The organism is Bradyrhizobium macuxiense, assembly GCF_007993935.1.
GTDB lineage: Bacteria > Pseudomonadota > Alphaproteobacteria > Rhizobiales > Xanthobacteraceae > Bradyrhizobium > Bradyrhizobium macuxiense_A.
In genome coordinates this window covers 1-25,544 of the sequence record NZ_VITY01000014.1, presented here as the reverse complement: position 1 = coordinate 25,544, position 25,544 = coordinate 1, and the positions used below count along the sequence as shown (strand labels likewise).

The 25,544-nt window shown below is 64.7% G+C and carries 20 protein-coding genes, 1 tRNA gene and 2 pseudogenes; 18 read left to right on the top strand and 5 right to left on the bottom strand.

The features are described 5' to 3' along the window. Positions 1-194: 194 nt before the first annotated feature. The 3 genes from FBZ93_RS30915 to FBZ93_RS30905 are packed head-to-tail and all read left to right on the top strand — an operon-like array spanning position 195 to position 3,021. Positions 195-1,295, top strand: a complete 1,101-nt coding sequence (locus FBZ93_RS30915) for an ABC transporter ATP-binding protein (RefSeq protein ID WP_246667730.1) — start codon at positions 195-197, stop codon at positions 1,293-1,295. Further along, the gene (locus tag FBZ93_RS30910) at positions 1,292-2,206 is read left to right on the top strand and encodes an ABC transporter permease (protein WP_146991232.1); all 915 of its coding nucleotides are present in this window, start codon (positions 1,292-1,294) and stop codon (positions 2,204-2,206) included. Before FBZ93_RS30915 ends, FBZ93_RS30910 begins: the two co-directional genes overlap by 4 nt. Continuing rightward, a complete protein-coding gene (locus FBZ93_RS30905; protein ID WP_146991231.1) occupies positions 2,206-3,021 on the top strand; it encodes an ABC transporter permease in 816 nt (271 codons plus the stop codon). Before FBZ93_RS30910 ends, FBZ93_RS30905 begins: the two co-directional genes overlap by 1 nt. Positions 3,022-3,250: 229 nt before the next feature. Here FBZ93_RS30905 and FBZ93_RS30900 read toward each other — a convergent pair whose 3' ends face one another. The 4 genes from FBZ93_RS30900 to FBZ93_RS30885 form a co-directional block, all read right to left on the bottom strand. Then, positions 3,251-4,102, bottom strand: coding sequence for a carbohydrate ABC transporter permease (locus FBZ93_RS30900; protein WP_074131852.1), 852 nt, complete (start codon positions 4,100-4,102; stop codon positions 3,251-3,253). After that, on the bottom strand, positions 4,099-4,968 hold the full coding sequence (locus FBZ93_RS30895; RefSeq protein ID WP_146991230.1) for a carbohydrate ABC transporter permease: 870 nt from the start codon (positions 4,966-4,968) through the stop codon (positions 4,099-4,101). The genes FBZ93_RS30900 and FBZ93_RS30895 overlap by 4 nt, the downstream gene beginning before the upstream one ends. A gap of 206 nt (positions 4,969-5,174) precedes the next feature. Next, entirely contained in the window at positions 5,175-6,560 is a 1,386-nt protein-coding gene (locus FBZ93_RS30890; RefSeq protein ID WP_146991229.1) for an ABC transporter substrate-binding protein, read from the bottom strand. Between the two features lie 208 nt (positions 6,561-6,768). Next, entirely contained in the window at positions 6,769-8,733 is a 1,965-nt protein-coding gene (locus FBZ93_RS30885) for an AsmA family protein (RefSeq protein WP_146991228.1), read from the bottom strand. A 245-nt stretch (positions 8,734-8,978) separates the two neighbouring features. Here FBZ93_RS30885 and FBZ93_RS30880 point away from each other — a divergent pair, with 245 nt between their 5' ends. The 6 genes from FBZ93_RS30880 (at position 8,979) to FBZ93_RS30855 (ending at position 15,061) form a co-directional block, all read left to right on the top strand. After that, positions 8,979-9,686 carry a CoA transferase subunit A gene (locus FBZ93_RS30880; RefSeq protein WP_146991227.1) on the top strand — a complete coding sequence of 236 codons (708 nt, stop codon included), beginning with the start codon at positions 8,979-8,981 and terminating at the stop codon, positions 9,684-9,686. A 24-nt stretch (positions 9,687-9,710) separates the two neighbouring features. Continuing rightward, positions 9,711-10,361, top strand: coding sequence for a 3-oxoacid CoA-transferase subunit B (locus FBZ93_RS30875; RefSeq protein WP_074131751.1), 651 nt, complete (start codon positions 9,711-9,713; stop codon positions 10,359-10,361). A gap of 1 nt (position 10,362) precedes the next feature. Continuing rightward, positions 10,363-11,007 carry a GNAT family N-acetyltransferase gene (locus FBZ93_RS30870; protein ID WP_146991226.1) on the top strand — a complete coding sequence of 215 codons (645 nt, stop codon included), beginning with the start codon at positions 10,363-10,365 and terminating at the stop codon, positions 11,005-11,007. A gap of 368 nt (positions 11,008-11,375) precedes the next feature. Next, positions 11,376-12,374 (top strand): GlxA family transcriptional regulator, encoded by a 999-nt coding sequence (locus FBZ93_RS30865; RefSeq protein ID WP_146991225.1) that lies wholly within the window; start codon positions 11,376-11,378, stop codon positions 12,372-12,374. A 99-nt stretch (positions 12,375-12,473) separates the two neighbouring features. Continuing rightward, on the top strand, positions 12,474-13,001 hold the full coding sequence (locus FBZ93_RS30860) for a tautomerase family protein (RefSeq protein ID WP_146991224.1): 528 nt from the start codon (positions 12,474-12,476) through the stop codon (positions 12,999-13,001). A gap of 344 nt (positions 13,002-13,345) precedes the next feature. Beyond that, positions 13,346-15,061, top strand: coding sequence for a vWA domain-containing protein (locus FBZ93_RS30855; protein ID WP_146991223.1), 1,716 nt, complete (start codon positions 13,346-13,348; stop codon positions 15,059-15,061). 314 nt (positions 15,062-15,375) lie between these two features. Here the strand turns inward: FBZ93_RS30855 and FBZ93_RS30850 are convergent, their stop codons facing one another. Then, positions 15,376-19,428 carry a PAS domain-containing protein gene (locus FBZ93_RS30850; protein ID WP_246667713.1) on the bottom strand — a complete coding sequence of 1,351 codons (4,053 nt, stop codon included), beginning with the start codon at positions 19,426-19,428 and terminating at the stop codon, positions 15,376-15,378. A gap of 371 nt (positions 19,429-19,799) precedes the next feature. Between FBZ93_RS30850 and FBZ93_RS30845 the strand changes: the two genes are divergently transcribed. The 9 genes and pseudogenes from FBZ93_RS30845 (at position 19,800) to FBZ93_RS30805 (ending at position 25,261) form a co-directional block, all read left to right on the top strand. Beyond that, complete coding sequence (locus tag FBZ93_RS30845; RefSeq protein WP_146991222.1) at positions 19,800-20,198, top strand: phasin family protein; 399 nt, start codon at positions 19,800-19,802, stop codon at positions 20,196-20,198. Between the two features lie 259 nt (positions 20,199-20,457). Then, positions 20,458-20,895 carry a phasin gene (locus FBZ93_RS30840; RefSeq protein ID WP_146991221.1) on the top strand — a complete coding sequence of 146 codons (438 nt, stop codon included), beginning with the start codon at positions 20,458-20,460 and terminating at the stop codon, positions 20,893-20,895. 185 nt (positions 20,896-21,080) lie between these two features. After that, positions 21,081-21,157 (top strand) — tRNA-His (locus FBZ93_RS30835). A 353-nt stretch (positions 21,158-21,510) separates the two neighbouring features. Then, positions 21,511-21,814: pseudogene (locus FBZ93_RS30830) on the top strand (thiaminase II); the annotation flags it as partial. A gap of 160 nt (positions 21,815-21,974) precedes the next feature. Continuing rightward, on the top strand, positions 21,975-22,343 hold the full coding sequence (locus FBZ93_RS30825) for a DUF4258 domain-containing protein (protein ID WP_167529292.1): 369 nt from the start codon (positions 21,975-21,977) through the stop codon (positions 22,341-22,343). A gap of 13 nt (positions 22,344-22,356) precedes the next feature. Next, the gene (locus FBZ93_RS30820; RefSeq protein WP_208764082.1) at positions 22,357-22,833 is read left to right on the top strand and encodes a helix-turn-helix domain-containing protein; all 477 of its coding nucleotides are present in this window, start codon (positions 22,357-22,359) and stop codon (positions 22,831-22,833) included. Positions 22,834-23,164: 331 nt separating this feature from the next. Then, the gene (locus tag FBZ93_RS30815; protein WP_146991219.1) at positions 23,165-23,350 is read left to right on the top strand and encodes a YjzC family protein; all 186 of its coding nucleotides are present in this window, start codon (positions 23,165-23,167) and stop codon (positions 23,348-23,350) included. Positions 23,351-23,605: 255 nt separating this feature from the next. After that, positions 23,606-24,082, top strand: coding sequence for a toll/interleukin-1 receptor domain-containing protein (locus FBZ93_RS30810; RefSeq protein ID WP_433995457.1), 477 nt, complete (start codon positions 23,606-23,608; stop codon positions 24,080-24,082). 90 nt (positions 24,083-24,172) lie between these two features. Beyond that, a pseudogene (locus FBZ93_RS30805) lies at positions 24,173-25,261 on the top strand (IS630 family transposase). The last annotated feature ends 283 nt before the right edge of the window (positions 25,262-25,544 follow it).

The window sequence follows — 25,544 nt, the reverse complement described above, 5'->3', positions numbered from 1 at the left end:
GAGTACACGCCCCCCAGAGGCGCCGACGCCGACAATATTGCGGGAGACGTCCGTGAGGCGGTTGAGCCGGTGGCGATCCGCCGCTAGCTTGCCGCCAGGATTGGACCTTCCGGGAATCGGGGCTTCTTGACGTGACATCGGGCGAAGCGAGTGCGGAGGCGGCAAAGCCGTTGCCTGAACCGGCCGTGTCGGACATGCCGCTGCTGCGGATCGAGGGCGTCGCCAAGTCGTTCGGGAATTTCCGCGCGGTCGATAAGCTCTCGCTCGACATCCGCGCCGGCGAATTCTTCGCGCTGCTCGGCCCGAGCGGCTGCGGCAAGACCACGCTGCTGCGCATGCTCGCGGGCTTCGAGACGCCGGACGAGGGCCGCATCCTGCTCGGCGGCAACGACATCGCCCAGGTGCTGCCGCACGAGCGGCCCGTCAACATGATGTTCCAGAACTACGCGCTGTTTCCGCATCTGTCGGTGCGCGACAACATCGCCTTCGGGCTGAAGCGCGCCGGCATGGCGCGCAAGGATATCGCAACCCGCGTCGCGGAGATGGTGGCGCTGGTCAAGCTCGAGGGGCTCGAGAAGCGCAAGCCGGACCAGCTCTCCGGCGGCCAGCGGCAGCGCGTGGCGCTGGCGCGCTCGCTGGCGCGCCGGCCGCAGGTGCTGCTGCTCGACGAGCCGCTCGCCGCGCTCGACAAGAAGCTGCGCGAGAGCACGCAAGGCGAGTTGATGGAGCTGCAGCGCCGGCTCGGCATGACCTTCATCATCGTTACCCATGATCAGGAGGAGGCGATGACGATGGCCGGCCGCATCGGCGTGATGGACGCCGGCCGGCTGGTGCAGGTCGCAACCCCGCGCAATCTCTATGAGGCGCCGGCCTCGCGCTGGATTGCCGAGTTCGTCGGTGACATCAACCTGTTCAACGGCCAGGTCACCGCCCGCGACCGCGGCCGCCTGACGGTATCCACCACGGAAGCTGGTGCGCTCGCGGTCAGCGAACTGTGGCCGCCGGTGACCAAGGAGGTCGTCAGCGTCGCGATCCGCCCCGAGAAGGTGAAGCTGTCGCGCCGCGCGCCGGCGACGGATGCGGGCGCATCGCAGGCGATCAACCGGCTTGAGGGCGTCGTCATTGACGTCAACTATCTCGGCGGCATCACCAGCTATCGGGTGAAGCTGGAATCCGGCGCGGTGGTGCGCTCGTCGATGGCCAACACTGCGCGGCTCGATGTCGATGCCTATCTCGCCGGTCAGCGCGTGGTGGCGTGGTTCACCGCCGACGATTGCCTGGTGCTGGAGCAATGAGCGCGCGCCGCATCTTCGCCCGGCCGGCGCGGCTCGCCGCGATTGCACCCTACCTCTGGATGGTGCTGTTCTTCCTGGTGCCGTTCGGCTTCGTGCTGAAGATCAGCCTGTCGCAGACCGCGATCGCGCAGCCGCCCTATACGCCGGTGTTCGATTTCGCCGAGGGCCGTGCGGCGCTGGCTGCCGCGTTCGCGCAACTGTCGTTCGACAATTTCCGCCTGCTGCTGCAGGACAATCTGTACATCCTGTCCTATCTACGCAGCCTCGTCGTGGCCGCGACCTCGACGCTGATCCTGTTGCTGATCGGCTATCCCATCGCCTATGGCATGGCGCGGCTGCCGCAGCGCTGGCAGGGCGTCGCGATGATGCTCGTCATCGTTCCGTTCTGGACCTCGTTCCTGATCCGCATCTATGCCTGGATCAACATCCTGCAGCATGACGGCCTGCTCAACCAGGTTCTCCTCACGCTGCACATCGTTTCCGCACCGGTGGTCTGGCTGTCGACCGACAGCGCGATGTATCTCGGCATCGTCTATTCCTATCTGCCGTTCATGATCCTGCCGCTCTATGCGACGCTGTCGAAGATGGATGCCTCGCTGCTGGAAGCAGCGGGGGATCTCGGCGCCTCGCCGCGGCAGGCGTTCTGGTTGGTGACGTTTCCGCTGTCGCTGCCGGGCGTCGGCGCCGGCGCGCTGCTCTGCTTCATTCCGATCGTCGGCGAGTTCGTGATCCCCGACCTGCTCGCCGGCTCCAATACGCTGATGATCGGGCAGACGCTGTGGCTCGAGTTCTTCACCAACAAGGACTGGCCGGTCGCGTCCGCCGCGGCGGTCGCGCTATTGCTTTTGCTGGTGCCGCCGCTCGTGCTCTACGACCGCCTGCAACGGCGGCAACTGGAAGCGGGCCGCTGATGGCGCGCGCCGCGACCAGATTGACGCGCTTCAACATGACCTCGCTGGCGGCGGGGCTGGCGTTCCTCTATCTGCCGATCGTCATCCTCGTGATCTACTCCTTCAACGCCTCGCGGCTGGTGACGGTGTGGGGCGGCTGGTCGCTGCGCTGGTACCACGAGTTCTTCAACGACCGCGCCATGCTTGACGCCGCCTGGATGAGCCTGTCGGTCGCCGCGGTGTCGGCGACGCTGGCGACCTTGTTGGGCACGTTGGCCGCGGTCGGGTTGGCGCGGGGCGAACGGTTCCGCGGGCGGGCGCTGTTCTCCGGCATGCTGTATTCGCCGCTGGTCATGCCCGAGGTGATCTCCGGCCTGTCGCTGCTGCTGCTGTTCGTGGCGCTGAACGCCGAGCGCGGCTTCTGGACCGTGACGATCGCCCATACCACGCTGACGATGTGCTTCGTCACCGTCGTGGTGCAGTCGCGCCTGACCGCGCTCGATCGCAGCCTGGAGGAAGCCGCGATGGACCTCGGCTGCGATCCGGTGCGCGCGTTCCTGATGGTGACGCTGCCGCTGATCGTGCCGGCGATCGTGGCGGGGTGGATGCTGGCCTTCACGCTGTCGCTCGACGACGTCGTGATCGCGAGCTTCACCACCGGGCCGGGCTCGGCGACGCTGCCGATCCGGATCTATTCAGAAGTCCGGCTCGGCGTGAAACCCGAGATCAACGCGATCTGCACGCTGGTGATCGCGATGATCGCTGTGGTCATCGTGATCGCCTCGTTCGCCTCGAAGCTGTCGAGTTCGCAGGCCGAGAGCGCCGCGCCGCTCTGACGACCGTCATTGCAATGACGAGCATCGACCCGTCATTCCCGCGCAAAGGCTTCGCCTTTGTCGCTGGAGGCGCGAGCGGAGCGAGCCTCGAAGGATGCGCGGCCAGCAGCCGGGCCGTCGACCCTTCGAGACGCCGCTTCGCGGCTCCTCAGGGTGACGGGGTGAAAAGGCCGGATGCTGCACCCTGACGACGGCTATTTCAGTCTGTAGAGCTTCGGTTCTGAGGCCGTCACGACTTGACGGCGCCCGCGGTCAGCCCGCCGACCATGTAGCGCTTGAAGGCGTAGTAGACCGCAGCCGGCGGCAGCGCGTAGATGAAGCCGGTGGTCATCAACAGCTCCCACGGCGAATCGTCGGCGGCGAGGAAGTTGCCGAGCGCGACCGGCAGCGTGATGTCGGTGTCCTTCGACAGCAGCAGGAACGCGTAGAGATATTCGTTCCAGGCGAGCAGGATCGCGTAGGTGCCGACCGCGACCAGCGAGGGCATCATCAGCGGCACATAGACCAGGCGGAACAGCTGCAGCGTGGTGGCGCCGTCCATCGTCGCGGCCTCGTCGAGCTCGACCGGCAGCTTGTCGGAAGCCTGCTTCAGCACCCAGATCGCGTAAGGCGCGGCAATCGTCACCATCGCCAGGATCAGCGACCAGTGATTGTTGAGCAGGCCGTAGGTACCCATGGTGCGGTACATCGGCACGGCGAGGAACGCCGCCGGGATGAAGTAGGTGAACAGCGCCATGTTCATCACGGCGCGGCCGCCCGGCACGCGCAGCCGCGAGATCGAGAACGCGGCGGCGGTGGCGACGAACAAGGTCAGCGCGCCGACCGCGAGCGCGATCACGGTCGAATTCCAGAACTGGATCCAGAAGTCGCGCAGGAAGTAATGCTGCTGGTGGAACACGATCGAGAAATTGTGGAAGGTCGGATGCGCCGGCCATAGCTTGCCGGAGAACGCGTCCTCCTTCGGCGAGATCGCGAACACGAACATATGGTAGATCGGAATCATGGTCCAGATGAAGACGGGGATGCCGATCAACAGCAGCTTGGCTTCGGTGCCGACTTCGCGGAGGGTGGGCAGCTTCATCGCGACAACCGTTTCATCATGAAATAGACCAGCGGCAGCACGAACGGCATGGCGCAGACGATCGAGGCCATCGCCAGCGACAGCTGGTCGAGCCTGAGATAGCGGATGCCCAGCGTCGACAGCACGTGGGTGAGGTCGGCGGGCCCGCCGCCGGTGAGCAGATAGACGCTGTTGAAGTCGCCCAGCGTCCAGATCATCGAGAGCAGCGTGCAGGTGATGTAGAGCGTCTGCATCGACGGCCAGGTGATGTAGCGGAATTTCTGCCACCAATTGGCGCCGTCGACGTCGGAGGCCTCGTACAGGTCGTGCGAGATGGCGAGCCGTCCGGTCAGCAGGATCAGCGTCCAGAACGGCAGCGACTTCCAGATGTGCACGCCGATCGCCATCGCCAGCGCGACCGCCGGATCGTTCAGCCAGTTCGGGCCGTCGTCGCCGGTGAACTTGAAGATCAACTGGTTGACCACGCCCCATTCGGGATTGAGCATGAAGCGCACCGACAGGATGGTCGGGATCGACGGCACCGCCCAGGGCAGGATGAAGATGACCGACAGCCACCTGATCCAGGGCCGCTGCTGGGCGAAGAAGCCGGACAGGAACAGAGCGATCAGCATCTTGATGTTGATGCCGATGACCAGGAAGATCAGCGTGTTGACCGCGGCGCGCGCGAAGATCGGGTCGTTGTACAGCGCGACATAGCTCGCCGGCTGGCGCGCCAGCCACAGGCCGTAGCCGACCGGATAGACCACGAAGGCGAGAAACACGAGCAAATAGGGCGCGAGCAGCACGATGCCCCAGACCTGCGGCGGCGACAGCCGCGCCGACAGTGGCGGCGAGGGGGTGTCGGATGCGGAGAGCGTGATCGCCATTCGGTTACTCGATGTCGCCTGTACCTACGCTGTCGTCCCTGCCTAGTGCGCAGTTGCGCACGGAGCAGGGACCCAAAGCCACCAGCCTTCGTTGTCGCACGAAAGCCGATGACCAGCATCATTCAAAATGACCGCCGCGGCGTATGGGGCCCTGCTTTCGCAGGGACGACCAATGAACTGTGCCGCGACGGCCGGTTTCGCAACTTCTACCCCGCGACCTGCTTGATACGGGCGATCAGTTCGTCGACGGCCTTGTCCACCGGCACCTTCTCGCTGACGACGCGGTTCATGGCCTTGGCCCAGACGTTCTCGTTGTTCAGGATGGTGAACTTCCAGTTCTTGGTGAAGTCGAACGGCGTGGTGCCGCCGGTGAACTGATTCCAGACCGCCTTGCGATGCCGGTCGGCCTGCCAGAACGGGCTCGCCTGGCTGGCCTTGGTCACCGGGAACCAGCGGCCGAGCGCACCTTCGATATAGGGCCGCACGTTGTCTTCCTGCATCAGGAAGCTGATGAACTGCTTGCCTTCGGCCTTGTTCTTGGCGTTGGCGAAGATCAGCCCGGTCTTGACGTCGGAGCGGTAGCGGATCGTCGAGCCGTCCGGTGCCTTCGGGAACGACGCCGTGATGATGTCGTGCTCATAGGCCTGCTTGCCGGCGGCGCGCTGCGCGTCGGTCAGCGCCGGGTTGGTGGAATCCTCGAACCACTTCGCCGCGATCGAGATCGTGAAATTATGGGTCATCACGATCGTCTTGTTGTGGAAGGCGACGTTGTTGTCCGGGTCCTTCCAGGTCGTCGAGGACGGCGGCGTGCAGCCCTTGATGTAGGTGTCGGTGTAGTCCTTGAGCGCGTGGATCAGGCCGTCGCGCACCTTGGGATCGTCGACCAGGAGCTTGCCGTCATCGTCGACCAGCTTGACGTGGTAGGCGTCCATGAAGGTGTAGAACGACTGGAACGAGTCGGTGGATTCCACGCCCATCGGCTGGCCGACGCCGTAGATGCGCTGGCCGGTCGCCTTGCGGATCGCCGGCTGCACCTTATCGCACCAGAACGTCCAGTAGTCCTCCCACTTGGTCGGGATGTCGGCGGCCTTGAAACCGGCCTTCTCCAGCATGTCGCCCCAGATCTGGACGTGCATGCTCTGCTGCTTCAGCGGGAAGCCGTAATAGGACTTCTTCTTGGTGACGTCGTTGTAGAGCAGCGCCGCTTCCAGCGTGTTCGGCGCGAAGGCGTCCTTCATCGGCAGCATGATGTCGGAGAGATCCTCGAGCTTGCCCTCATAGGCCCACTTGCCCTGGGCCTGCACGTCGTAGGTGTCGGAATAGGCGACGTCGGGCACGGTGCCGGAATCGAGCGCGGCGACCGTCTTCGGAATCATGTCCTGGATCGCATATTGCGACAGTTCGACCTTGATGCCGGTCTTGGCCTCGAATTTCTTGATCGTCTCGAGCAGTGCGTCGTCTTCGGATTTGTAAAATCCCTTGCCCCACCAGACGGTGATCGTCTTGCCCTGGGCCAGCGCGGGTGCAGTTGCGGCAAACAGGCCGACCGCAGCGACCGCAATCGATAGCGCACCGATAACCTTGGATCTCACGTTGTTCTCCCTCATGAGGCCGGCTTTTTTAACCGGTTGGAGAAAACACTAGCGCATGCCCGTGACCCGATAAAGATGCCGGATCGACGACTTCTGTAGGGGTGCGCGGCGCGAGCGTGGATCAGTCCCGGTGCATCCATGCGGAAAGTGAATGGATTCGACTTGGTCAGTTCGACGTCTTCAATTCGACCTCTTCAATTCGATGTCGTCAGTTGGATTTGGCGTTCTCGGCCGCTGTCGCCGCGCCGTTGCCGGGTGCGCCGGCCGCGGCATCGGGCGCGGCCGCGGGCCGCGCGCCGCCGCCGGTGAAGCGCTCGATCACCGAGCGCACCGCATCGCGGGTCTTGCGATCCTTCACCGCGTCGAGCAGCGGGGCGGACGCCGGCGAGCGGCGGATCAGGCTTTCCGGATCGGGGAAGATCAGCGGATCGTCCCACGGGCCCTGGATCACGAAGGGCAGATCGAAACCGTTGCCGCCGCCGGCCGCCGAGGTCAGGCTGGCAACGCCCTTGAGATCGTACTCGCGCGACGGCACCGAGGCGGTGCCGGTCAGCGTGATCTTCGCCGTGGGGCTCTCGACCCGGATGTCGTCGGCGGTCGCGACGCCGTCGGCGAATTTCACCGAGATGTTGAGATTGTCATAGGGCGTCGAGCCGGAGCGGAAATTGCCGCCGCCGGACAGCGGCCGCTTCTCCAGCCGCCGCAAGAGCTGCTCGACATTGAAGCCCGCGATCGCGCCGTCATGCCCGTTCAGCGTGGCGGTGCCGTCCAGCGACGATGCGAGCCCGAACGGGCTCGAGCCGGAGGCCGTCAGCGAGACGTTGAGGTTGCCGTGGCCGGAGAGCTTGTTGATGCCGAACAGCTCGCTGGCGCAGGCCTGCAGATCGACATCGGTGAACTGGAATTGCGCCCGGACGTCGGCGACCGCATCCGAGCGCGCGATCGCGAACGAACCCTTGGCGATGCCGCCATACATCTGCGCCTCGCCGACGCTCAGCGCCAGCGCGCCGCCGCGCAGATTGGCGCCGAACGCGGTGCGGCCGAGCTTGGACGGGCCGACCGTCACCTTGGCCGCCGACAGGCGCATGTCGAGATCGGTCGACGACAGCGAGGAGAGGTCGAACAGCTGCCTGTTCCAGTCGCGCTGGCCGCTGGCCAGCAGGCGGAAGGTCGAGATGTAGGGCGTGAAATCGAGATTGCCGGCGGCAAGCGTCGCCTGCAGCGACTGCCGGCCGTTGTTGGCGTAGGTCATCACGCCCTCGGCAACATTGCCGTCGAGCTCGACATTGACGTTGGTGAGCGCGACCGAGCCGCCGACCACATTGGCGCGGGCCTTCAGTGCGAAGCGGCCGAAGCCGCCGCCGCCGCCGGGCGGCGCCTGTCCCATCCAGCGCAATGCGTTGCGCAGCGACGGTGAGTCCATGGTGGCGGTGCCTTCCATCATCAGGCTGGTGCGGTTGGCGACGGTTCCGTCGAACGCAACCTTCAGCGGCGCACTGGCCAGCCGTGCCTTGAGGCCGGAGCGGTCGCCCGACAGCAGCGCGACGAAATCGCTGGCGCTGATCGAGCCGTCGACGCGCTCGCCGCGCCAGTCGAACTGGCCGGTTGCGGCAAAGGAACGCGAGATCGACGGCCAGGCCAGCGACAGGTCGATATCGCCGAGCTGCTCGGAGATGTTGTTGGTCCCATCCTGGTAATTCAGCTCGCCGTCCTGGATCCGGATCTCGGAGAATGACACTTGGTTCTCGGCGCCGGGCGTCATCGCCTTGGCGATGGTCTCGACGAACGGTGTCCAATTGCTGTCGCCGGCGGTGTCGCGCACCACACGGATGTGCGGGCGCAGCATCATGACGTCGGCGATCTCGAACCGCCGTAGCAGCAGCGGCAGCAGCCGCAGGTTGGCGGTCAGCACGTCGACCTGCAAGGCTGGACCGACGGTATCGGCGCCCTTCAGCCCGACATTGTGGAAGGAGACGTAGCTGCCGGGAAACACCGAAACGTCGATCGGCCCGTTGACGACGAGCTCGAGCCCGGTCACGGCGCGAATCTGCGCTTCCACCGCGCGCTGCAGCGCGTCCCGGTTGAGGAACCACGACGTTCCGACCAGCCCGACCACCGCCAGGCCGAAAAGCGCCGCGATCGGCATCCCCAGGCGCTTAATTCCTTGGGCCATCGTCAATGACATATCCGGGTCGGGTTGAGTTTTGTCGTGTCGTCGTCGAACACAGCGGGCTCTCGCCGGGAGGCCCCTGCCAACCCACGCAACTTGAAGGGTTTTCTTGACGCTTTCAAGGCCATGTTGACGCCGCAGGCTGCCGCCGGTCGCCGCATGGGGCCGCGATTGACGCATTGCGAAGATTTCGCCTAATAATCCGCATTGTCACAGCCGTTCCGCGCCCTCCATCAGGTATTCGCTGCATGAACAAAGTTTATCCCAACGCCAAATCGGCACTCGATGGTCTCCTCAAGGACGGCATCATGATCATGTCGGGGGGCTTCGGCCTCTGCGGCATCGCCGAGACCCTGTCGGACGCGATCCGCGATTCCGGCGTCAAGGGCCTCACCGTCGTCTCCAACAATGCCGGCGTCGACGGCATCGGCCTCAGCCGCCTGCTGGAGACGCGCCAGATCAAAAAGATGATCTCGTCCTATGTCGGCGAGAACAAGCTGTTCGCCCAGCAATATCTCGCCGGCGAGCTCGAGCTCGAATTCAACCCGCAGGGCACGCTGGCCGAGCGCATCCGCGCCGGCGGCGCCGGCATCCCCGCCTTCTACACAAAAACGGGCGTCGGCACGCTGATCGCCGAAGGCAAGGAGGTGAAGGAATTCGACGGCGAGAAGTACATCATGGAGCGCGGCCTGTTCGCCGACGTCGCCATCGTCCACGCCTGGAAGGGCGACACCGCCGGCAACCTGGTCTACCGCAAGACCGCGCGCAACTTTAACCCGATGATGGCGACCGCCGCGAAGGTCACCGTCGCCGAGGTCGAGCATCTGGTGCCGGCCGGCGAGATCGACCCGGACCACATCCATACCCCCGGCATCTTCGTCAAGCGCATCATCGAGGTCGGCACGGCCAACAAGCGGATCGAGTTCCGCAACACCCGTCCGCGGCCCGCCGCCTAAACCCCAATCTTTCAGGAGAGCCCCATGGCCTGGACCCGTGAACAGATGGCCGCCCGCGCCGCCAAGGAGTTGCGCGACGGCTATTACGTCAATCTCGGCATCGGCATTCCGACGCTGGTTTCGAACTACATCCCCGCGGGCATCGACGTCAGCCTGCAGAGCGAGAACGGCATGCTCGGCATGGGCCCGTTCCCCTATGAGGACGAGGTCGATGCCGACCTCATCAACGCCGGCAAGCAGACGGTGAGCGAGCTGCCCTCGACCAGCTATTTCTCCTCGGCCGATTCCTTCGGCATGGTGCGTGGCGGCCATATCGACCTGTCGATCCTCGGCGCCATGCAGGTGGCGCAGAACGGCGACCTCGCCAACTGGATGATCCCAGGCAAGATGGTGAAGGGCATGGGCGGTGCCATGGACCTCGTCGCCGGCGTCAAGCGGGTCGTGGTGGTGATGGAGCATTCCGCCAAGGACGGCGCCAAGCTGCTCAAGCAGTGCAACCTGCCGCTGACCGGCGAGCGCGTGGTCGACATGGTGGTGACCGATCTTGCGGTGTTCACCATCGACAAGCACGGCAAGGACGGCATGGCGCTGATCGAGCTCGCCGACGGCGTCACGCTCGATGAGGTCAAGGCCAAGACCGAGGCGGAATTCCGCGTCGCGCTGAAGAACACCTGAGATGGTTGGTGCGGGACGATCCTCGATCCGTCCCGCACGATCCGACGACGCGGGCTTCATCGCCCGTGTTGTCCTCGCCGCCCAGCGCGGCCCGCTTCCGCGCGGCTGGATCGACATCGCGCTCGATCGGCCGGAGCCGGAGTGCCTCGGTTTCATGACGCGGCTCGCCGTTGCGCGGGTGAAATCATGGTATCACGTCGCCCACTTCCTGATCGCCGAGGTCGATGGCGTGCCGGCGGCCGCGCTGTGCGCGATGCCGGCGTCCGGAACGGTTGTTGCGGCACGCGCGGCGATCGAGGAGGTGGCGGCACAGCTCGGCATCGATGCCGATGCCATCGTGGCGCGCGGCAGCTACGCCCGCAATTGCTGGGTGCAGGGCGGTGAGGGTGATTGGCTGATCGAGCATGTCGCAACCGATCGAGCCTATCGCGGCAACGGCCTGGTGCAGCCGCTGATCGGCCGCGCGCTCGCCGACGGCAGGGCCGCCGGCTTTGCGCGGGCGTCGATCTCGTTCGTGATCGGCAACGGCGCGGCCGAACGCTGCTACACCAAGGCCGGCTTTGCCTTCGCCGAAGAGAAGCGCGATCCGGCATTCGAGGCGCTGACCGGCGCGCCGGGTTTTCGCAGATTTGCGCGGGCGATTTGAGTGGGGCGCACAGCGCCCACAAACACCGCTGTCGTCCCTGCGAAAGCAGGGACCCATACTCCGCGGCTTGTGTAGTGGGAGGAACGCGTCGTCCCGGCATCGCGCAACAATGACCATCGGTGGTTATGGGTCCCTGCTTTCGCAGGGACGACGATAGGGATTGTTCTCGATTCAGGACGTCAAATCCTCGGTGTCATCACCCGCGAAAGCGGGTGATCCAGTATTCCAGAGGCGTTTGAGTTCAATCGGAGAGGCCGCGGCGTACCGGAGCGCCCGGTCAGGCCGGGCGATGACAGTTTTGGTGTGGCTTGTCCGGTCACACAAGCAATGGCAGGATTGCCCCATTCTGGGCAAAATCGGACACAGTCATGCCGCTCATCCGGATTTGGGTCTATGACGGCATCCTGGCTTCGGGCGTTGCCGGCATTGTCGACGTGTTCACCGCCGCCAATTCGGTGGCGGCAAGCCGGCCTCGGCGCGGCGACTGCAAGCCGTCGCAGCTGCGGTGGCGCGTCGAGTCGCTGAGCGGCCGGCCGGTGCAGACGGTGTCCGGTCAGGTCATCGGCGTCGACGGGCCGATCAGCGCGCGAGCTTCGGCGGACGCGGTGGTGATCCCGGGGCCGTTTGTCGGCGACATCGAGCGCTTCTTCGCGCGGCTCGATGTGATCGAGCCGTTGCTGGCGGCATTGCGGCGTCAGCACGAGCGCGGCACCCTGCTCGCATCCTATTGCACGGGCAGCTTCATCCTCGCCGAGGCCGGCCTGCTCGACGGCCGGGTCGCGACCACCCATTGGGCGAAGGGGCGGACATTCGCGATGCGCTATCCGGCGGTGGACCTGCGCGTCGCCGAGATCCTCACCGAGCAGAACCGGATCATCTGTTCGGGCGCGGTGACCACGTCGCTCAATCTTGCGCTGCGGCTGGTCGACACGTTCGCCGGCGCCGACGTGGCGAACGAGACTGGCAAGCTGATGCTGATCGACGGCAATCGCGTCTCGCAGGCGTCCTACGCCAGCCGCACCCACGACGTCAGGCATTCCGACGCAATGGTGGCGCGGGCGCAGAGCCTGATGGAGAAGTCGCTGCAACGGGGCTTCAGCCTCGCCCGGCTGGCCCGCGACCTTTCGGTCAGCGAGCGCACCCTGAACCGCCGCTTCAAGCTGGCGGTCGGCGAGGCCCCGCTGCAATATCTGCAGGCGCTGCGCGTCGATGTGGCCAAGCGCCTGATCGAATCCAGGCGGCTGAAGCTTGACGCCGTCAGTGCCCGCGTCGGCTACAACGATCTGTCGACCTTTCGCCGCCTGTTCAAGCGCGAGACGGGACTTTCGCCACGCGAGTACCAGCGCCGCTTTGCGCGCGTCGCCTGACGCTGTGTCCGAATTGCCCCTGAGAATGACGATACTGCCACTGCTGCGGGAGGCGCCCCGCGCATAGACCTCGAGTTGGCAACAACAGGAGGTCTCTCAATGCCAATGATCGACGTGACGATTCCCGAAGGAGCCCTGAAGCCGGAAGCGGAAGCGCGGCTCGTCAAGGAGCTCGGCGATATCCTGATCGGTCACGAGGGATTCGACCCGGCCAACAAGGTTGCGCAGAGCGTCACCGTCGTGTTTCTGCACCGGCCGGCCGCAGTCTATGTGGCGGGCGCGCCGTCGCCGACACCGCGGTATCGCATCGTCCCGACGGTGCCCGAGGGGCAGTACACCGAAGCCTCGCGCGCGGCTCTGGTAAAGGACGTGACCGCCGCCGTGGTGCGCGCCGCCGGCGGGTCGTTCGAGGACGTGGCGCCGCAGGTCTGGGTGTTTCCAACCGAGATACCCGACGGCCAGTGGGGCAGCCGCGGTGTCATTCGTCCGCTGCCGGACATCCAGGCCTTCATCGCCGGCGAGCACGAGCGCGAGGTCGGCGCAGCGCGCCTTGCGCGGCGACGGCGCGTCAAGGCGCTGGAGCTGCTTGCGGGCGCGCTCGATGCGGCAGGCCGCGGCGTCGATTAATGCATGGCAGCGTGCAAAGGAGCGTCATCCGTGATGACGCTCACATCTGCGGCCATGACGATCGCCGCTCTGGATATATATTTCAATCGTCATCTGCGTGTCGCGTCAGTCCAAACAGCTGTCGCAATAGTCCAAGTGTCCAGACGCAAGTTGCGCCAATAGAAGGTGCTTTGGCGTTTCGTTGCGCGCACGCCGTCATTGTGTCGCGTCGGCAATCCGGCCAACAGAAAACAAAATCGAGATTGATGGAGGGCGCGGTTGACGCAGCGCGGTGATCTCACGACACGCCGCGCCTACGCAGCCGTCTTTGCCCTCCGATTGTCTCCATTATCGAGGATCGATCCGTGATTAAGGTTTTTCGCCGCTCGTTCATTGCCGGTCTGCTGTCGCTTGGCCTGGCGCTGCTGTCACCTCACGGCGCCAAGGCACAGGCACAGGCGCAAGGGACCAATACGGGGACCGACACCATTCTCGTGCTCGATGCTTCCGGCTCGATGTGGGGCCTGGTCGACGGGCAGAGCAAGATCTCCGCTGCGCGCCAGGCGGTCGATGCGATCCTGTCGAAGTGGAATCCGGCGGATCGTCTCGGCGTCATGGTCTATGGCCATCGCTCGAAGGGCGACTGCAAGGACATCGAGCTGATGGTGCCGGTCAGCAAGTTCGATCCGGCAAGGATCAAGGCTGCGATCGACGGCATCAACCCGAAAGGCAAGACGCCGATCTCGGATTCGCTGCGTGCCGCCGCCGAGGCGCTGCACTCGACCGAGAACAAGGCCAATGTGATCCTGGTCTCCGACGGGATCGAGACCTGCGCGCCGGATCCGTGCGCGGCCGCGGCCGAGTTGAAGAAGGCCGGCATCGGCTTCACCGCCCATGTGATCGGCCTCGACGTCGCCGATCCCGCCGCGAAGAGCCAGCTGCAATGCATCGCGCGGGCGACCGGCGGCGTCTACCTCGATGCCGGCAACGCCGCGAGCCTGACCGGTGCGCTGACCAAGGCGGTGGCGGCGACGCAAGGCACCAAGGTCGCAAGCGAGGCGCCGCCAAGGCCGGCGGCCGCCGATCCCTATCTCGGCAAGAACATCCGCGGCGTGGCGCGGCTCGCCGAAGGGCTCGATCCGATCAGCGACGAGGACGTCAATTGGGGCGTCTACAAGCGCGCCGAGACCGAGAAGGGCGCGCATGTCAACACCTTCTACGGCGCGCCGTTCGCCGACAACATCGCGCCCGGCGATTACATCGTCGAGGTGAGCTACCGGCAGCTCAAGCGCGAGTTTCCGCTCAAGGTCGAGAGCGGCAAGCCCGCCACGCTCGACGTCATCCTCGATGCCGGCTACGTCACCAGCGAAGGCTCGGTGGCAGGCGGCGCGGGCAAGGTCGACGACGTGGTCTGGCAGGTCTTTGACAAGGGCGGCAGACTGATCGCGCAGGAATACGACGCGGTGCCGCGCTTCGTGCTCGCCGCGGGCAGCTATACGCTGACCCTGACCAAGGGGCAGTCGAAGACCAGCAAGCCATTCTCCGTCGCCGCGGGCGATGTGAGCAACGTCCAGCTCACCCTCGATGTCGGCAAGCTGATCGTGACCTCCACCTATGCCGAGGGCGGGCCCAAGGTCGAGAAGGACATCGTGGTTGCGGTCCACCAGCCGGCGAACTCGAACGGCGACGAGGGCGAGAAGGTCGCGCAGGAATACGATCCCGAATCGAAGTTCGATCTGCCGACCGGCAGCTACGAGGTGAAGGTGACGGTCGGCGAGGCCAGGGGCACGGCGAGCGCGGAGGTGAAATCCGGCGCGCCGAGCCGCGTCACGGTCAATCTCAACGCCGGCGTGGTCGGGATTAAGGCCGACGGTGCCCAGGAGATCGATATCCTGGGCGCCGAGCGCGACATCAACGACGAGCGCAAGCGCGTTTCGGTGACGTATGATGCCGCCGTCAACGTCGCGCTCAGCGCCGGCGACTACGTCGCGGTCGCCACCTATGCCGACGGCCAGAAGGCGGAAAAGCCGTTCTCGATCGCCGCCGGCAAGCGCCAGACGCTGGAGATCAAGCAGCCGTAAGGCGCGGCGCTTCGGCAAGTGCGTGGTGTCGTGCGTGAGGTGAGCACTTTCGCAGGCTCCCTCCCCCCTTGCGGGGGAGGGTGGGGAGAGGGGTAAGCCCCGGGGCGCGATGATGACGAGAGCATCGCTTTCACAATCTCGGTCGCGTCGTCGAACTGAGACCAGCCTGGAGAGAGCATACCGCGTGGCACCCCTCTCCCTAACCCTCCCCCGCAAGGGGGGAGGGAACCCTTCCGCTGGTGCGTCCCTTACCAACTTGCTGAAGCCGACACACGCCGCGCGAGAATGCTGAACGCGCTAGGCGCTGACGCCCATCACGCCCTTGCCGCGGCGTGGGCGAAGGTCACCTCGATCAGCGTGCCGGTGCGGCCGCCGGTCCTGATCTGGAATTTGGCGCGGTTGGCTTCGACCAGCGCCTTGGTCAGCGACAGGCTGACGCCGCCGGAGCCGGCCTGATCGGACGGCGTCGGGGCGCGGAACGGCTCCAGCGCGGCGGCGACCTCGTTGTCGTTGAGGCTCTGCCCGGTGTCGCGCACGCGCAGCATCACCTCGCCGAAATCCGACAGCGCAGTCGAGACGATCACCTGGCCGCCGGCATTGGCGAGATGGATCGAGTTGCCGATCAGGTTCAGCGTGATCTGGCGCAGCGCGCGGGCGTCGGCGACGACGGGCGGCAACGTATGTGCGAGCGAGGTGCGGATGATGATGCGCTCGCGGTTGGCCTGCGGCTGCATCACCGCGACGCAGCTCTCCACCATCTCGTTGAGGTTCTGGCTGGTGAAGGCGAGGTCGAGCTTGCCGGTCTCGATCCGCGACAGATCGAGCAGGTCGTTGACGATCGCAATCACCCGCTCGCCGGAGGCGCGGATGTCCTTCATGTATTCGACATAGCGCTCGTTGCCGAGCGTACCGAAGCGCTCCGATATCATCACCTCGGCGAAGCCGATGATGGCGTTGAGCGGCGTGCGCAGCTCGTGGCTGATCCGCGCCAGCATGTCGGTCTTGGCGTTGGCGGCGCGTTCGGCGAGCCGCCGCGCCTCGCGCACTTCGCCCTCGCTCTTCCTGGTCTGCGAGAGATCGCGGAACACGGCGAAGAAGTTCGGTCCGTCGGCGCGGGTGCGGCCCATCGTCACCGACAGCGGGATGAGGCCGCCCTGGCGGACGCGGCCGAGCGTCTCGCGGCCGTGGTCGAGCAGGCTGGCGACGCCGGCGGACTTCACGCTCGTGAGATAGTCGAAGATGCCGTGCCGGCTCTCCGGTGCGAACAAATCGGCGAGATTGCGCGTGATGAATTCGTCGCCGTCATAGCCGAACAGCGCCTCGGCGCTGCGGTTGCAGGAATGGATGTTGCCCTCGGCATCGAACATGATGATGCCTTCGGCCGCGGTGTCGAGGATGGCGCCGAGCTCCTCGGCGTCGGCGTGGCCGGCCTGCGGCGGCGGTGGCGCAAGCACGGGCTCGGCGGCCGCCTCCGGCTCGGGATCAGACAGGGCAGCCGCGAGCGCGGCGTCCTCGTCGAGCGTGCGCGAGAAGATCAGGGCCAGCGCGGAATCGTCGTCCCAGGTGATGGTGTGCAGCCGCGCCTCGGCGGACACCTGCTCTGCCTGGCCGTTCTGATTGGCGGAGATCGTCACCGGGGTGCCGGTGCCGGAGCTGCTGCTCGCCTGCGAGACGCCCGGCTCGACATAGAGCGCGTCGAGCCCGCCGGCGGCTTCCAGCGCGTGCAGGCTGTCATAGCCCATCCGCGCAAGGAAGGCGTGGTTGGCATAGAGCAGGCGGTCGAGCCGGTAGATCAGGATGCCGACCGGCAAGAGATCGAGCAGCGCGCGGTCGCGGCGGGAGTCCGCGCGCGGCGCGGGCTCGGCTGCGGCGAGCCAACTGGGTTTTGGCGCCTCGGCCGGCGTCTCCGGTTGCGCGACCGTCTCCGGCTGCGATGGCGCCTCCGCCTGCGGCGGTTCGTTCGCGGGCGGCGCTTCGACAACCGGCGCGATGGTGGCGCTCTCATTCGTCGTCGCGGTGAGGCCGGCCTCGCTCTCGAGCCGCGCCGACAATTGGCGCGCGAGCTCGTTGAACGCGTTGTTCTCGACCGGCGTCAGCGACGGCGGTCTTGTGTCGCCGGCGGGGCGGAACGGCACCACATTCGGTGGCGGGTCCTGGCGCACTTCGTGCGCTTCCTCGTTCGTTTCCACGGCGTGATCCGGATCGGCTTGGTTTGAAATCTCTGCTGCTATCGGCTCGGTCAATTCCTCGGGTGGTGCACTTGCGGTCGTATCGGGCGGCGGCTCCGCATGCGGCGGAGGATTTTCATGCGGCGGCGCGGCGGGGGCGGGCGGCGCATCGATGCGCGGCGCGGGCGCAACGCCAGCCGACAGCGATCGCGGCGCGATCGAGCCGCTGAAGAACTCATAGCGGCGCAAAGCGGCGAGTCGCGCAAGGCCGTCGAGGTCGCGACACACACCAAAGCCGCGATAGCCGGCGAAATTCCTGTTTCGGTCGAACACCGGCAGGCCGGACAATTCGACCGGCAGCCGGCCGCCGCCGTCGACCGGCCAGTTCAGCGTGATGCCGCTCCAGGTGTCGTGGCTGGCGAACGCCTGCAGGACACGGCCTTCGGGATCGAGGCCAAAACTTTCGGCGATGTCGCTCCAGAGCCGGCCGAAGCCTGCTGCGGTGTGCAGGCCGATCAGGCGGGTGAACTCGTCGGAGCCGAGCGAGAAGCGGGCCTCATGGTCCATCTGCCACATGAACCGCAGCGGATGCCGCCGCACCGGCAACGGCTCGTCGAGCCAGGATGGCGCCGGCGCCGGCGTCGCGGGCTCCCCTTCGACGGCTGCCGCAGGCATGTCTGCGATCGCGTAAGGCGAGGGCACGGGATCGGCTGGCGGCGCCGGTGTTGCCGAAGCGGGCGCGTGTGCGGTCTCTTCGAGACCTGGCGCGGGCTCAGGTGCGGGCGCTTCGACGTCCGCCTCAGCAGGCACTTCGATCAGCGCTTCCGATATCGGCTCCTCGACCGCTGCGGTTTCGTCAGGCGTTGTATCGAGAGGCGTGGTCTCGACCGGCGCTGGCGCTTCGTGCGCCTGCTCGGCCGACGCGAAAGGTGGAGCAAGGTGCGCGGGCGATTCGACCTCCGCCTCAGCAGGCACTTCGGTCAGCGCTTCCGATATCGGCTCCTCGACCGCTGCGGTTTCGTCAGGGGAGGTGTCGAGGGGCGCGGTCTCGGTGGGTGCTGGCGCTTCGTGCGTCTGTTCTGCCGACGCGAGAGGCGGAGCAAGGTGCGCAGGTGCTTCGACCTGTGTCTCAGCGGGCACTTCGATCAGCGCTTCCGATATCGGCTCCTCGACCGCGGCAGTTTCGTCTGGCGTGGTGTCGAATGCGGCAGTCTCGATGGGCGCGGTCTCTGCGTGCCTCTCTTCTGACGCCGGAGATGGAGCAACGTCCGCAGGCTCGGATGCGGTCGTGCTGACGACCGGCTCGATCGCGACCCGCTCTTCCAACTGCGGATCCAGCGCATCGAACAGCGTGAAGGTGGCCGGCACGTCGCTGACCGGCGCGGTGGCTTCTACCTGCGCTGTTGGTTGCTCGACGGCGGCAGGCGCCTGCGCCGGCACCACGGCCGCGGCCTCTTGCGGCGCCGCTGCTGCAGATTCCGATGCTTCGGGCGCCACAGGCGCAATCGGCTCCGGCACGATCGGCGCCGCAGCTTTGGCGGCGAAATGCAGGGCGGGCTTGATCAGTGCGATCAGCGCCCGATCGGCGCCGCGGCCGATCCGCTGCAGCACGACGCGGCCGACTGCAACGCTCGCCGCCACGCGGCCCTGCGCCAGCGCTTCGCCGCGCGCGGCATCGAGCCCGGCTTCGGTGAGATCGTGCAGACCCGGCAGCGAACGCGCGGCCTCATTGGCTGCGATCAGAAGTCCGTCGCCGTTGAAGGCGGCGGCCGGACGCGCCAAGCTTTGCACCAGCTGTTGCAAGCGCTCGGCGAGCGGCATGCTGCGGCCACCGGCGTTGAGCGAGGTCATCAGGATGCCGTGGCTGCCGTCCGAGAGCTCGATGCGCGCGCAGCCGCAGGTCGCGAGCATGCCGGGCGCCGCGCCGAAGCCGCGCAGCCGCTCCAGCCGCACCGCGCCGTTGGCAGCGAGGTTGTAACCGAGCCGCGCGACCTGGCGGCGATGCGGGTCGGCTGGACCGAAGACGCGCTTCGCCAGCTCGGCGCCATTGGCGGCACCGAATACCTGCGCACCGACCGGATTGGCCCAGAGAATCCGTGCGCCGTCGGCCGACCACAGCCATGCCGGCAGGGCGCCCGTCGCATGGTCCGCCAGCCTCACATCGCCCAGCGCCTGGATCTGGAATTCCGCGTCACTCATCACGCAAGATTTGACCGCATAGGTTTGGCTTTTTCCTCGCATTGCCGAAGCGCCGGCAGCCGCAGGACGACAGCCTTAACAGAAGGTTAGTATCGCAAGCGGGGGGCGGCAGGTCCATGTCCGCGGCGAAACTGCCCCCGCCAAAGGCGGGATAACGTTAACCCGGCTGAACGATCCACAGCCGATTGGCGTTGTCCGGCAGAGGCGGCTGCGACAGCGTGTTGCGGAACCAGGGCGGTGCCGCGTCACACCTGCGATTGCAGTGCCGCGATATATCGCGCCGTCTATTCGACCTTGTAGTCTACCCTGTATTCCACCTTGGCCCGCAGGGCCAACCGGCGGGCCAAATCACCAAGCGAGGGAGAGCGACCATGAGCGACAACGGGCGTGACCATTTCGAGATCCCCAAGTTCGAGATCCCCAAGGATATGCGGTCGATGGCGGAGGCGAGCTTCGATCAGGCCCGCAAGGCTTTCGAGCAGTTCGTGACCAACGCGCGCGACACCGCCGGCAAGATCGAGGAGCGCAACGCCACGATGCGCGCCGGCGCCAAGGACCTGTCCACCAAGGCGCTGTCCTATGCCGAACAGAACGTGCAGTCGTCGCTCGACTATGCGCAGTCCCTGCTCAAGGCCAAGGACCTCACCGAGGTGATGCGGCTGCACAGCGAATATGTGCAGGGCCAGATGCGCGCGCTCGCCGAGCAAGCCAGCGAGATGGGCCAGGCCGTCAGCCGCGCCGCGATGGATGCGGTCAAGCCGAAGAGCTGACCGGACCGCCGATCCGGGCCGGCTTTGGCCGGCCCGGGCGCGGTAACGCCATATTCCGCCACATAAAAAATCTGGCGTCGCACGCGATCTTACGTTGCGTTGCACAAAATTGACATGATATGGGTGTTTATTAGGCGGGCCCGACGAAGGGCACTCCCGTGAATCAAGGCAGCGTGATCCATTTCAGCGCTCCCGGCCTGCTGGCTCCGGGACGTCCGCAATGGTCACATCTACTCACCCGTTGCGAAGGATTACACGTATGACCAACCCGTCCGATCCGTTTTCCGCCTCGATCATCCCGTTCGAAGTTCCCGAGCAGGTCCGCGCGTTCGCCGAGAAGGGCGTGCTGCAGGCCCGCGACAGCTACGCCAAGTTCAAGGACGCTGCCGAGACCCACAACTCGACCGTGGAGGCCGTCTTCACCTCGATGAACAAGGGCGCCACCGCCTATTCGGCCAAGCTGATCGAGTTCTTCAAGGCCAACACCACCTCGTCGCTCGACTTCGCCCAGGAGCTGTTCAGCGTGAAGTCGCCGACCGAAGCGGTCGAGCTCTGGACCTCGCACGCCCGCAAGCAGTTCGAGACCTACACCGCGCAGGCCAAGGAATTGGCCGAGCTCGGCCAGAAGGTTGCCAGCGAGACCGCCGAGCCGATCAAGGCCAGCGCCGCGAAGTTCACCCAGCAGCCGGCCGCCTGATCGCGATCTGCCTGAGATAGCGAAAGGCCCGGGCCTTGTCGGTCCGGGCCTTTTTGTTGTCGTGGACCGTTAGGCGGCCCGAGATAAGACCGGAAATCGGCGCGTTAAGCGCTTGCCAAAGGCGGGCGTTGCACCTAGTTTCCGCCCGAAATCGCCGCCCCCTTTGCGGGGCCGTGCGTCAGGATGCAGTTGTAGCTCAGTTGGTTAGAGCGCCTGTCTGTGGAACAGGAGGTCGGTGGTTCGAGCCCACCCAACTGTACCAGTAAAATCAATAACTTACGAAAGTCTTCAGGCGACGCCTACGACCGCTAGCTACCATATAGCTACCGCGGCAATGGAAACGCGGTCTGGTTCCAAAAGCAGTCATTCGCAATGACGAGGTCATAGGGTTCGAGTACCGTTTGCGACATCACTCGACCTGATGAAACTGCTTCCGAGTCCTTGCGCTATTCGCGGTGTGATAACGTGGGAACGCAAGTCAGTCCCGGCGGCCAGCGGACCCCTACGCCGGGGCTGATCGCGGCTGCCTGTCAAGTCAGCGTCCACCGGGTTCGCAACGCGCTATCGGTAGCGAGCCAAAGACGTTCATGGAAAAGCAAGCCAGGCGAAAGCATCGTGAGTTTCTTCGAGCGTTTAAAGACAGAAGCATGCGCTGAGTGGCAGGCCTACACCGAGCATCCCTTCACCAACGGATTGGCAGACGGCTCGCTTCCCGAACCGGCGTTTCGTCACTGCCTCGTTCAGGACTACCTGCGCAGCGGCCGGCCTTTCGGCCATCCTTGATGTCTGGATGAAGCTGCATGTGAAGCTCTGTGCTGGTTGGAGTTTATCCCTAAGCGACCTTGAGCAAACCCCTCCCGCCGTCGAGATGCTGGCCTATACACGCCACGAGCTCGACACAGGAATGCGAGGCGATCTTTGGATTAATAGGCTGTGAGCCATGTCTCTGGCTTGTCACATTGCAAGGAATTTATCGTCTTTCGGAACGATCCCCTAATGGACGTGTTGACAGGGCGGTAACCTATAATATTTATACGTGTATGAATGAACCGGACGATAAGCCTAGGCGACCAAAGAAGGTGCAGGCTGCCGAAGCGCAATCTACCCGCCCTTCGGCCCAAGTCGTTCCGATCCGTCGCGCGTTCCCGCCGGAGAGGCAGCCGGATCGCCTCAACGAGGGCGACGCGCTCAAACTCATTCGGATGCTTGCTTCCGATAGCAACAACATCGTCGTTATCAGGCATGCCCAAAAGCGAAAAACACAACGAAACATCACGCGCCCTCAGATCGAGCGGTGCATCCAGAAAGGAACCATTACAGAAGGACCGTACGTCAACGCGAAGGGCAATTGGCAAGTCAATCTGTCGCGCTTCACTGCCGGTGAGCAGATCACCTGTGTTGTCGCGATTGACTGGCCAGCGCGATTGATTGTCGTCACCACCTTCTGAGGAGGAGCAGTCCATGTCCCGGAGATATCATTACACGGAAAGCGGCCTCGATAATATTTACCTCCTCGACGGCTTCACTATTCACAAAACGCCGTACGGCGAGGGTGTGGCTATTCAAAATACTGCTGGTCTTCACAAGGCTATCGGCAAGTATTTGGTCGCGCGCCCGATCCCTCTCAACGGAGCCGAAGTGCGCTTTCTCAGGACCGAGATGGAGCTTACCCAGCGGGATCTAGCCGGCATCATCGGTGCGACCGAGCAGACCCTTAGGCTTTGGGAGAAGAACCGAGGCAAGTTCATACCGGGCACAGCCGACCGGCTTCTGCGTGCGCTCTATTCAGAGTTCGTCGGCGGTGACGTTCACATTCGAAAGATGCTCGAGCGTCTCGCTGACCTCGATCGACAGGAAAACGGGCCTACCTGCTTTAAGAAAAATAACAGCAACTGGAAGCCGTTACACGTGCCACAACTCGAGCAGATGCAGGCGTAGACCTCCGCTCACCTGATTGCGAATTTTGACTGTATGAGCGTTTTGAGGGCCCGTTATCGGGCCCTTTTTTTGTCCGGGCTCGCCATTGGCGCCTTCAAAAATTTTGCTGTTTTGCGGCCTTGAAACGCTCCTTCACCTATAATATTTATAGGTCGTTGGCGAGCTTCTAATATGTCGCCTGAACGACGAAGCCGCCAGGTGATCAGACCTGACGGCTTCTAAAACCGCCCCATGTAGTCGAGAGCCGTCATGGGACAGGCCTGGTAAGGCGACCTGATATTCTTCAGGTCGTTGCCCGCGGTCAATCCTGGCTCTCGCATAGGAGAGCCGCATGGCAAAGACATTTAAACCGGGTGAAGAAGCCCCACGATCGGGACAATACGAGCAAGTTGGCCCGCGTGGCGGACGGACCGGAGAGGAGCGCACCGTTACCCGTGGCGAGCCACTTCCTCCGACTCCCGCGCCGGGCATGGGCTACGTCCTTGTCGACCCGACCAAGCATCGCAGCGGACGGTGAGAGGACATCATGGCTAGATGCACAGCACCAGTAGAAGGCCATCGCTCAGCGAGCGCTGCGGCGAATTGTCCGGCATGCCGTGGCCGCTATCGCGGCTTCAGGTCATACCCGTCGTCCTATACCCCCTCTTACTCGCCGTCGTACTCCACACCGTCCTACTCCTCTTCGGGGAGCAGCGGGGGCGGCGGCCGAAGTAGTGGCGGCGGATCTGGCAGCCGCGTAAGGGCGAGATGGTCGCGACCCGGGTCGTTCGTGATGTACACGCCAACCGAGGTGCGGGAGCTCACGCCGGTCCGCGAGGCCGTCGAGAAGCAAGCGTCCCTTGACCTTCGGGACGTCTTTCTTTGCCATGCGTGGGACGACCGGCAGGGGGCAGCCAAACAATTGCACGATCTGCTTGAGGCACGTGGCGTCAAGGTATGGTTCAGCGAAAAGGACGTTGGCCTTGGCGTGCCATTACTCCGCGCCATCGACAAGGGTCTGGCGAACTCGCGAATTGGGATTGTATTGGTGACCCCTGCGTTGCTGCAACGCCTCCCAAAAGAAGGCATCGCCGACAAAGAACTTTCGGTACTCCTCGCTGGTGCGCGTCTTGTTCCCGTTGTGCATCAGACGACGTATGAAGCTCTCCGAGAAGTCAGCCCTATGCTCGCCTCACGAACCGGCCTCGACACTGCAGAAGAGTCAATGGCTGACGTCGCGGCCAAGCTCGCCGATCTTGTCGCCCTCTAGTGTCCTGAGTCACAAGTTCGCATCTTTAGATTCGCGTCAGAGTCGCATCTCTGTGCCATCTGCTTGCAGGCAGCAGCGATGGAGCATTCGATGGCGCGGCAACTGGCAGCCTTGATCCTAAGCGATGAGGAGCGGACTGAGCTGAAGACGCTGGCGGGCCGCCGCAAGACGGCCCAAGGCCTGGCGTTGAGGGCCCGGATCGTTCTGGCCTGTGCGGAAGGCCGGCCGCCAGAACAAGGAGGTGGCGGCGAAGCTCGGCGTGGCCGAGATGACGGTCGGCAAGTGGCGTCGGCGCTTTGTACAGAACCGCCTGGAGGGCTTGCACGACGAGCCAAGGCCAGGAGCCCCCCGATCGATCGACGATGCCCGCATCGAAGCCACCATCGTAAGAACCTTGGAGAGCCTTCCAAAGGATGCGACCCATTGGAGCTCGCGCGGCATGGCGAAGGAAAGCGGGCTGTCGGTCTCAAGCGTGCAGCGCATCTGGCGAGCCTTCGGCTTGCAGCCTCATCGGATGGAGACGTTCAAGCTCTCGACCGATCCGGATTTCGTGGCCAAGGTGCGCGATGTGGTTGGCCTCTACGTCTCCCCGCCCCAGCGGGCCGTCGTCCTGTGTGTGGACGAGAAGTCCCAAATCCAGGCGCTCGACCGCAGCCAGCCCATGTTGCCCATGCGCCCCGGTCAGCCCACACGGCGCAGCATGACTACACGCGCCACGGCACGACCTCGCTCTTCGCGGCCCTCGACATTGCGACGGGCAAGGTCATCGGCAAATGCTATTCGCGCCACCGCGCCGCAGAGTTCCGCAAGTTCCTCAACGAGATCGAAGCCGCTGTCCCGCGCGGTCTCGATGTCCATCTCGTCATGGACAACTACGCCACGCACAAGGCCCCACTGATTCGCAGCTGGCTCGCCAAACGACCGCGCTGGCATGTCCATCTCACGCCCACCAGTTCGTCTTGGCTCAATCAGGTCGAGCGCTTCTTCGCGCTCATCACTGACAAGAAGATCCGGCGCGGCATCTATCGCAGCGTCCAGGCTCTGCACGCAGACATCATGGACTTTATCAGTCATCACAATGCCGATCCCAAGCCATTCAAATGGATCAAGTCCGCCGACGACATCCTCGCTTCCATCGAACGCTTCTGCCTATACAATTCTCAGGCCCGGCCGTCGTAATGCTGCGAATTTCTGGTTCAGGACACTAGCTCTATCGCCGGGGTTGGGGTTCGTCTCCCTATGCCGACATGCGATTCGGAGCCAATTTACGCCAATTAGTCATTTGGTAATCAATCTTTGATGGCGGTTAACTGATCTTGCGGAGACTTGCAGCCTGCCAGACCCCGGAGACGTGGAAGTGTCCTTCCAAGTCGTTCGTGAAGAACCGGCGCGCCGCCGGGCTCAGGCGATATTTGGCGCCGGGATGGTCTCGAGGAAGGCTCGGATGATGGCACGCAAGAGC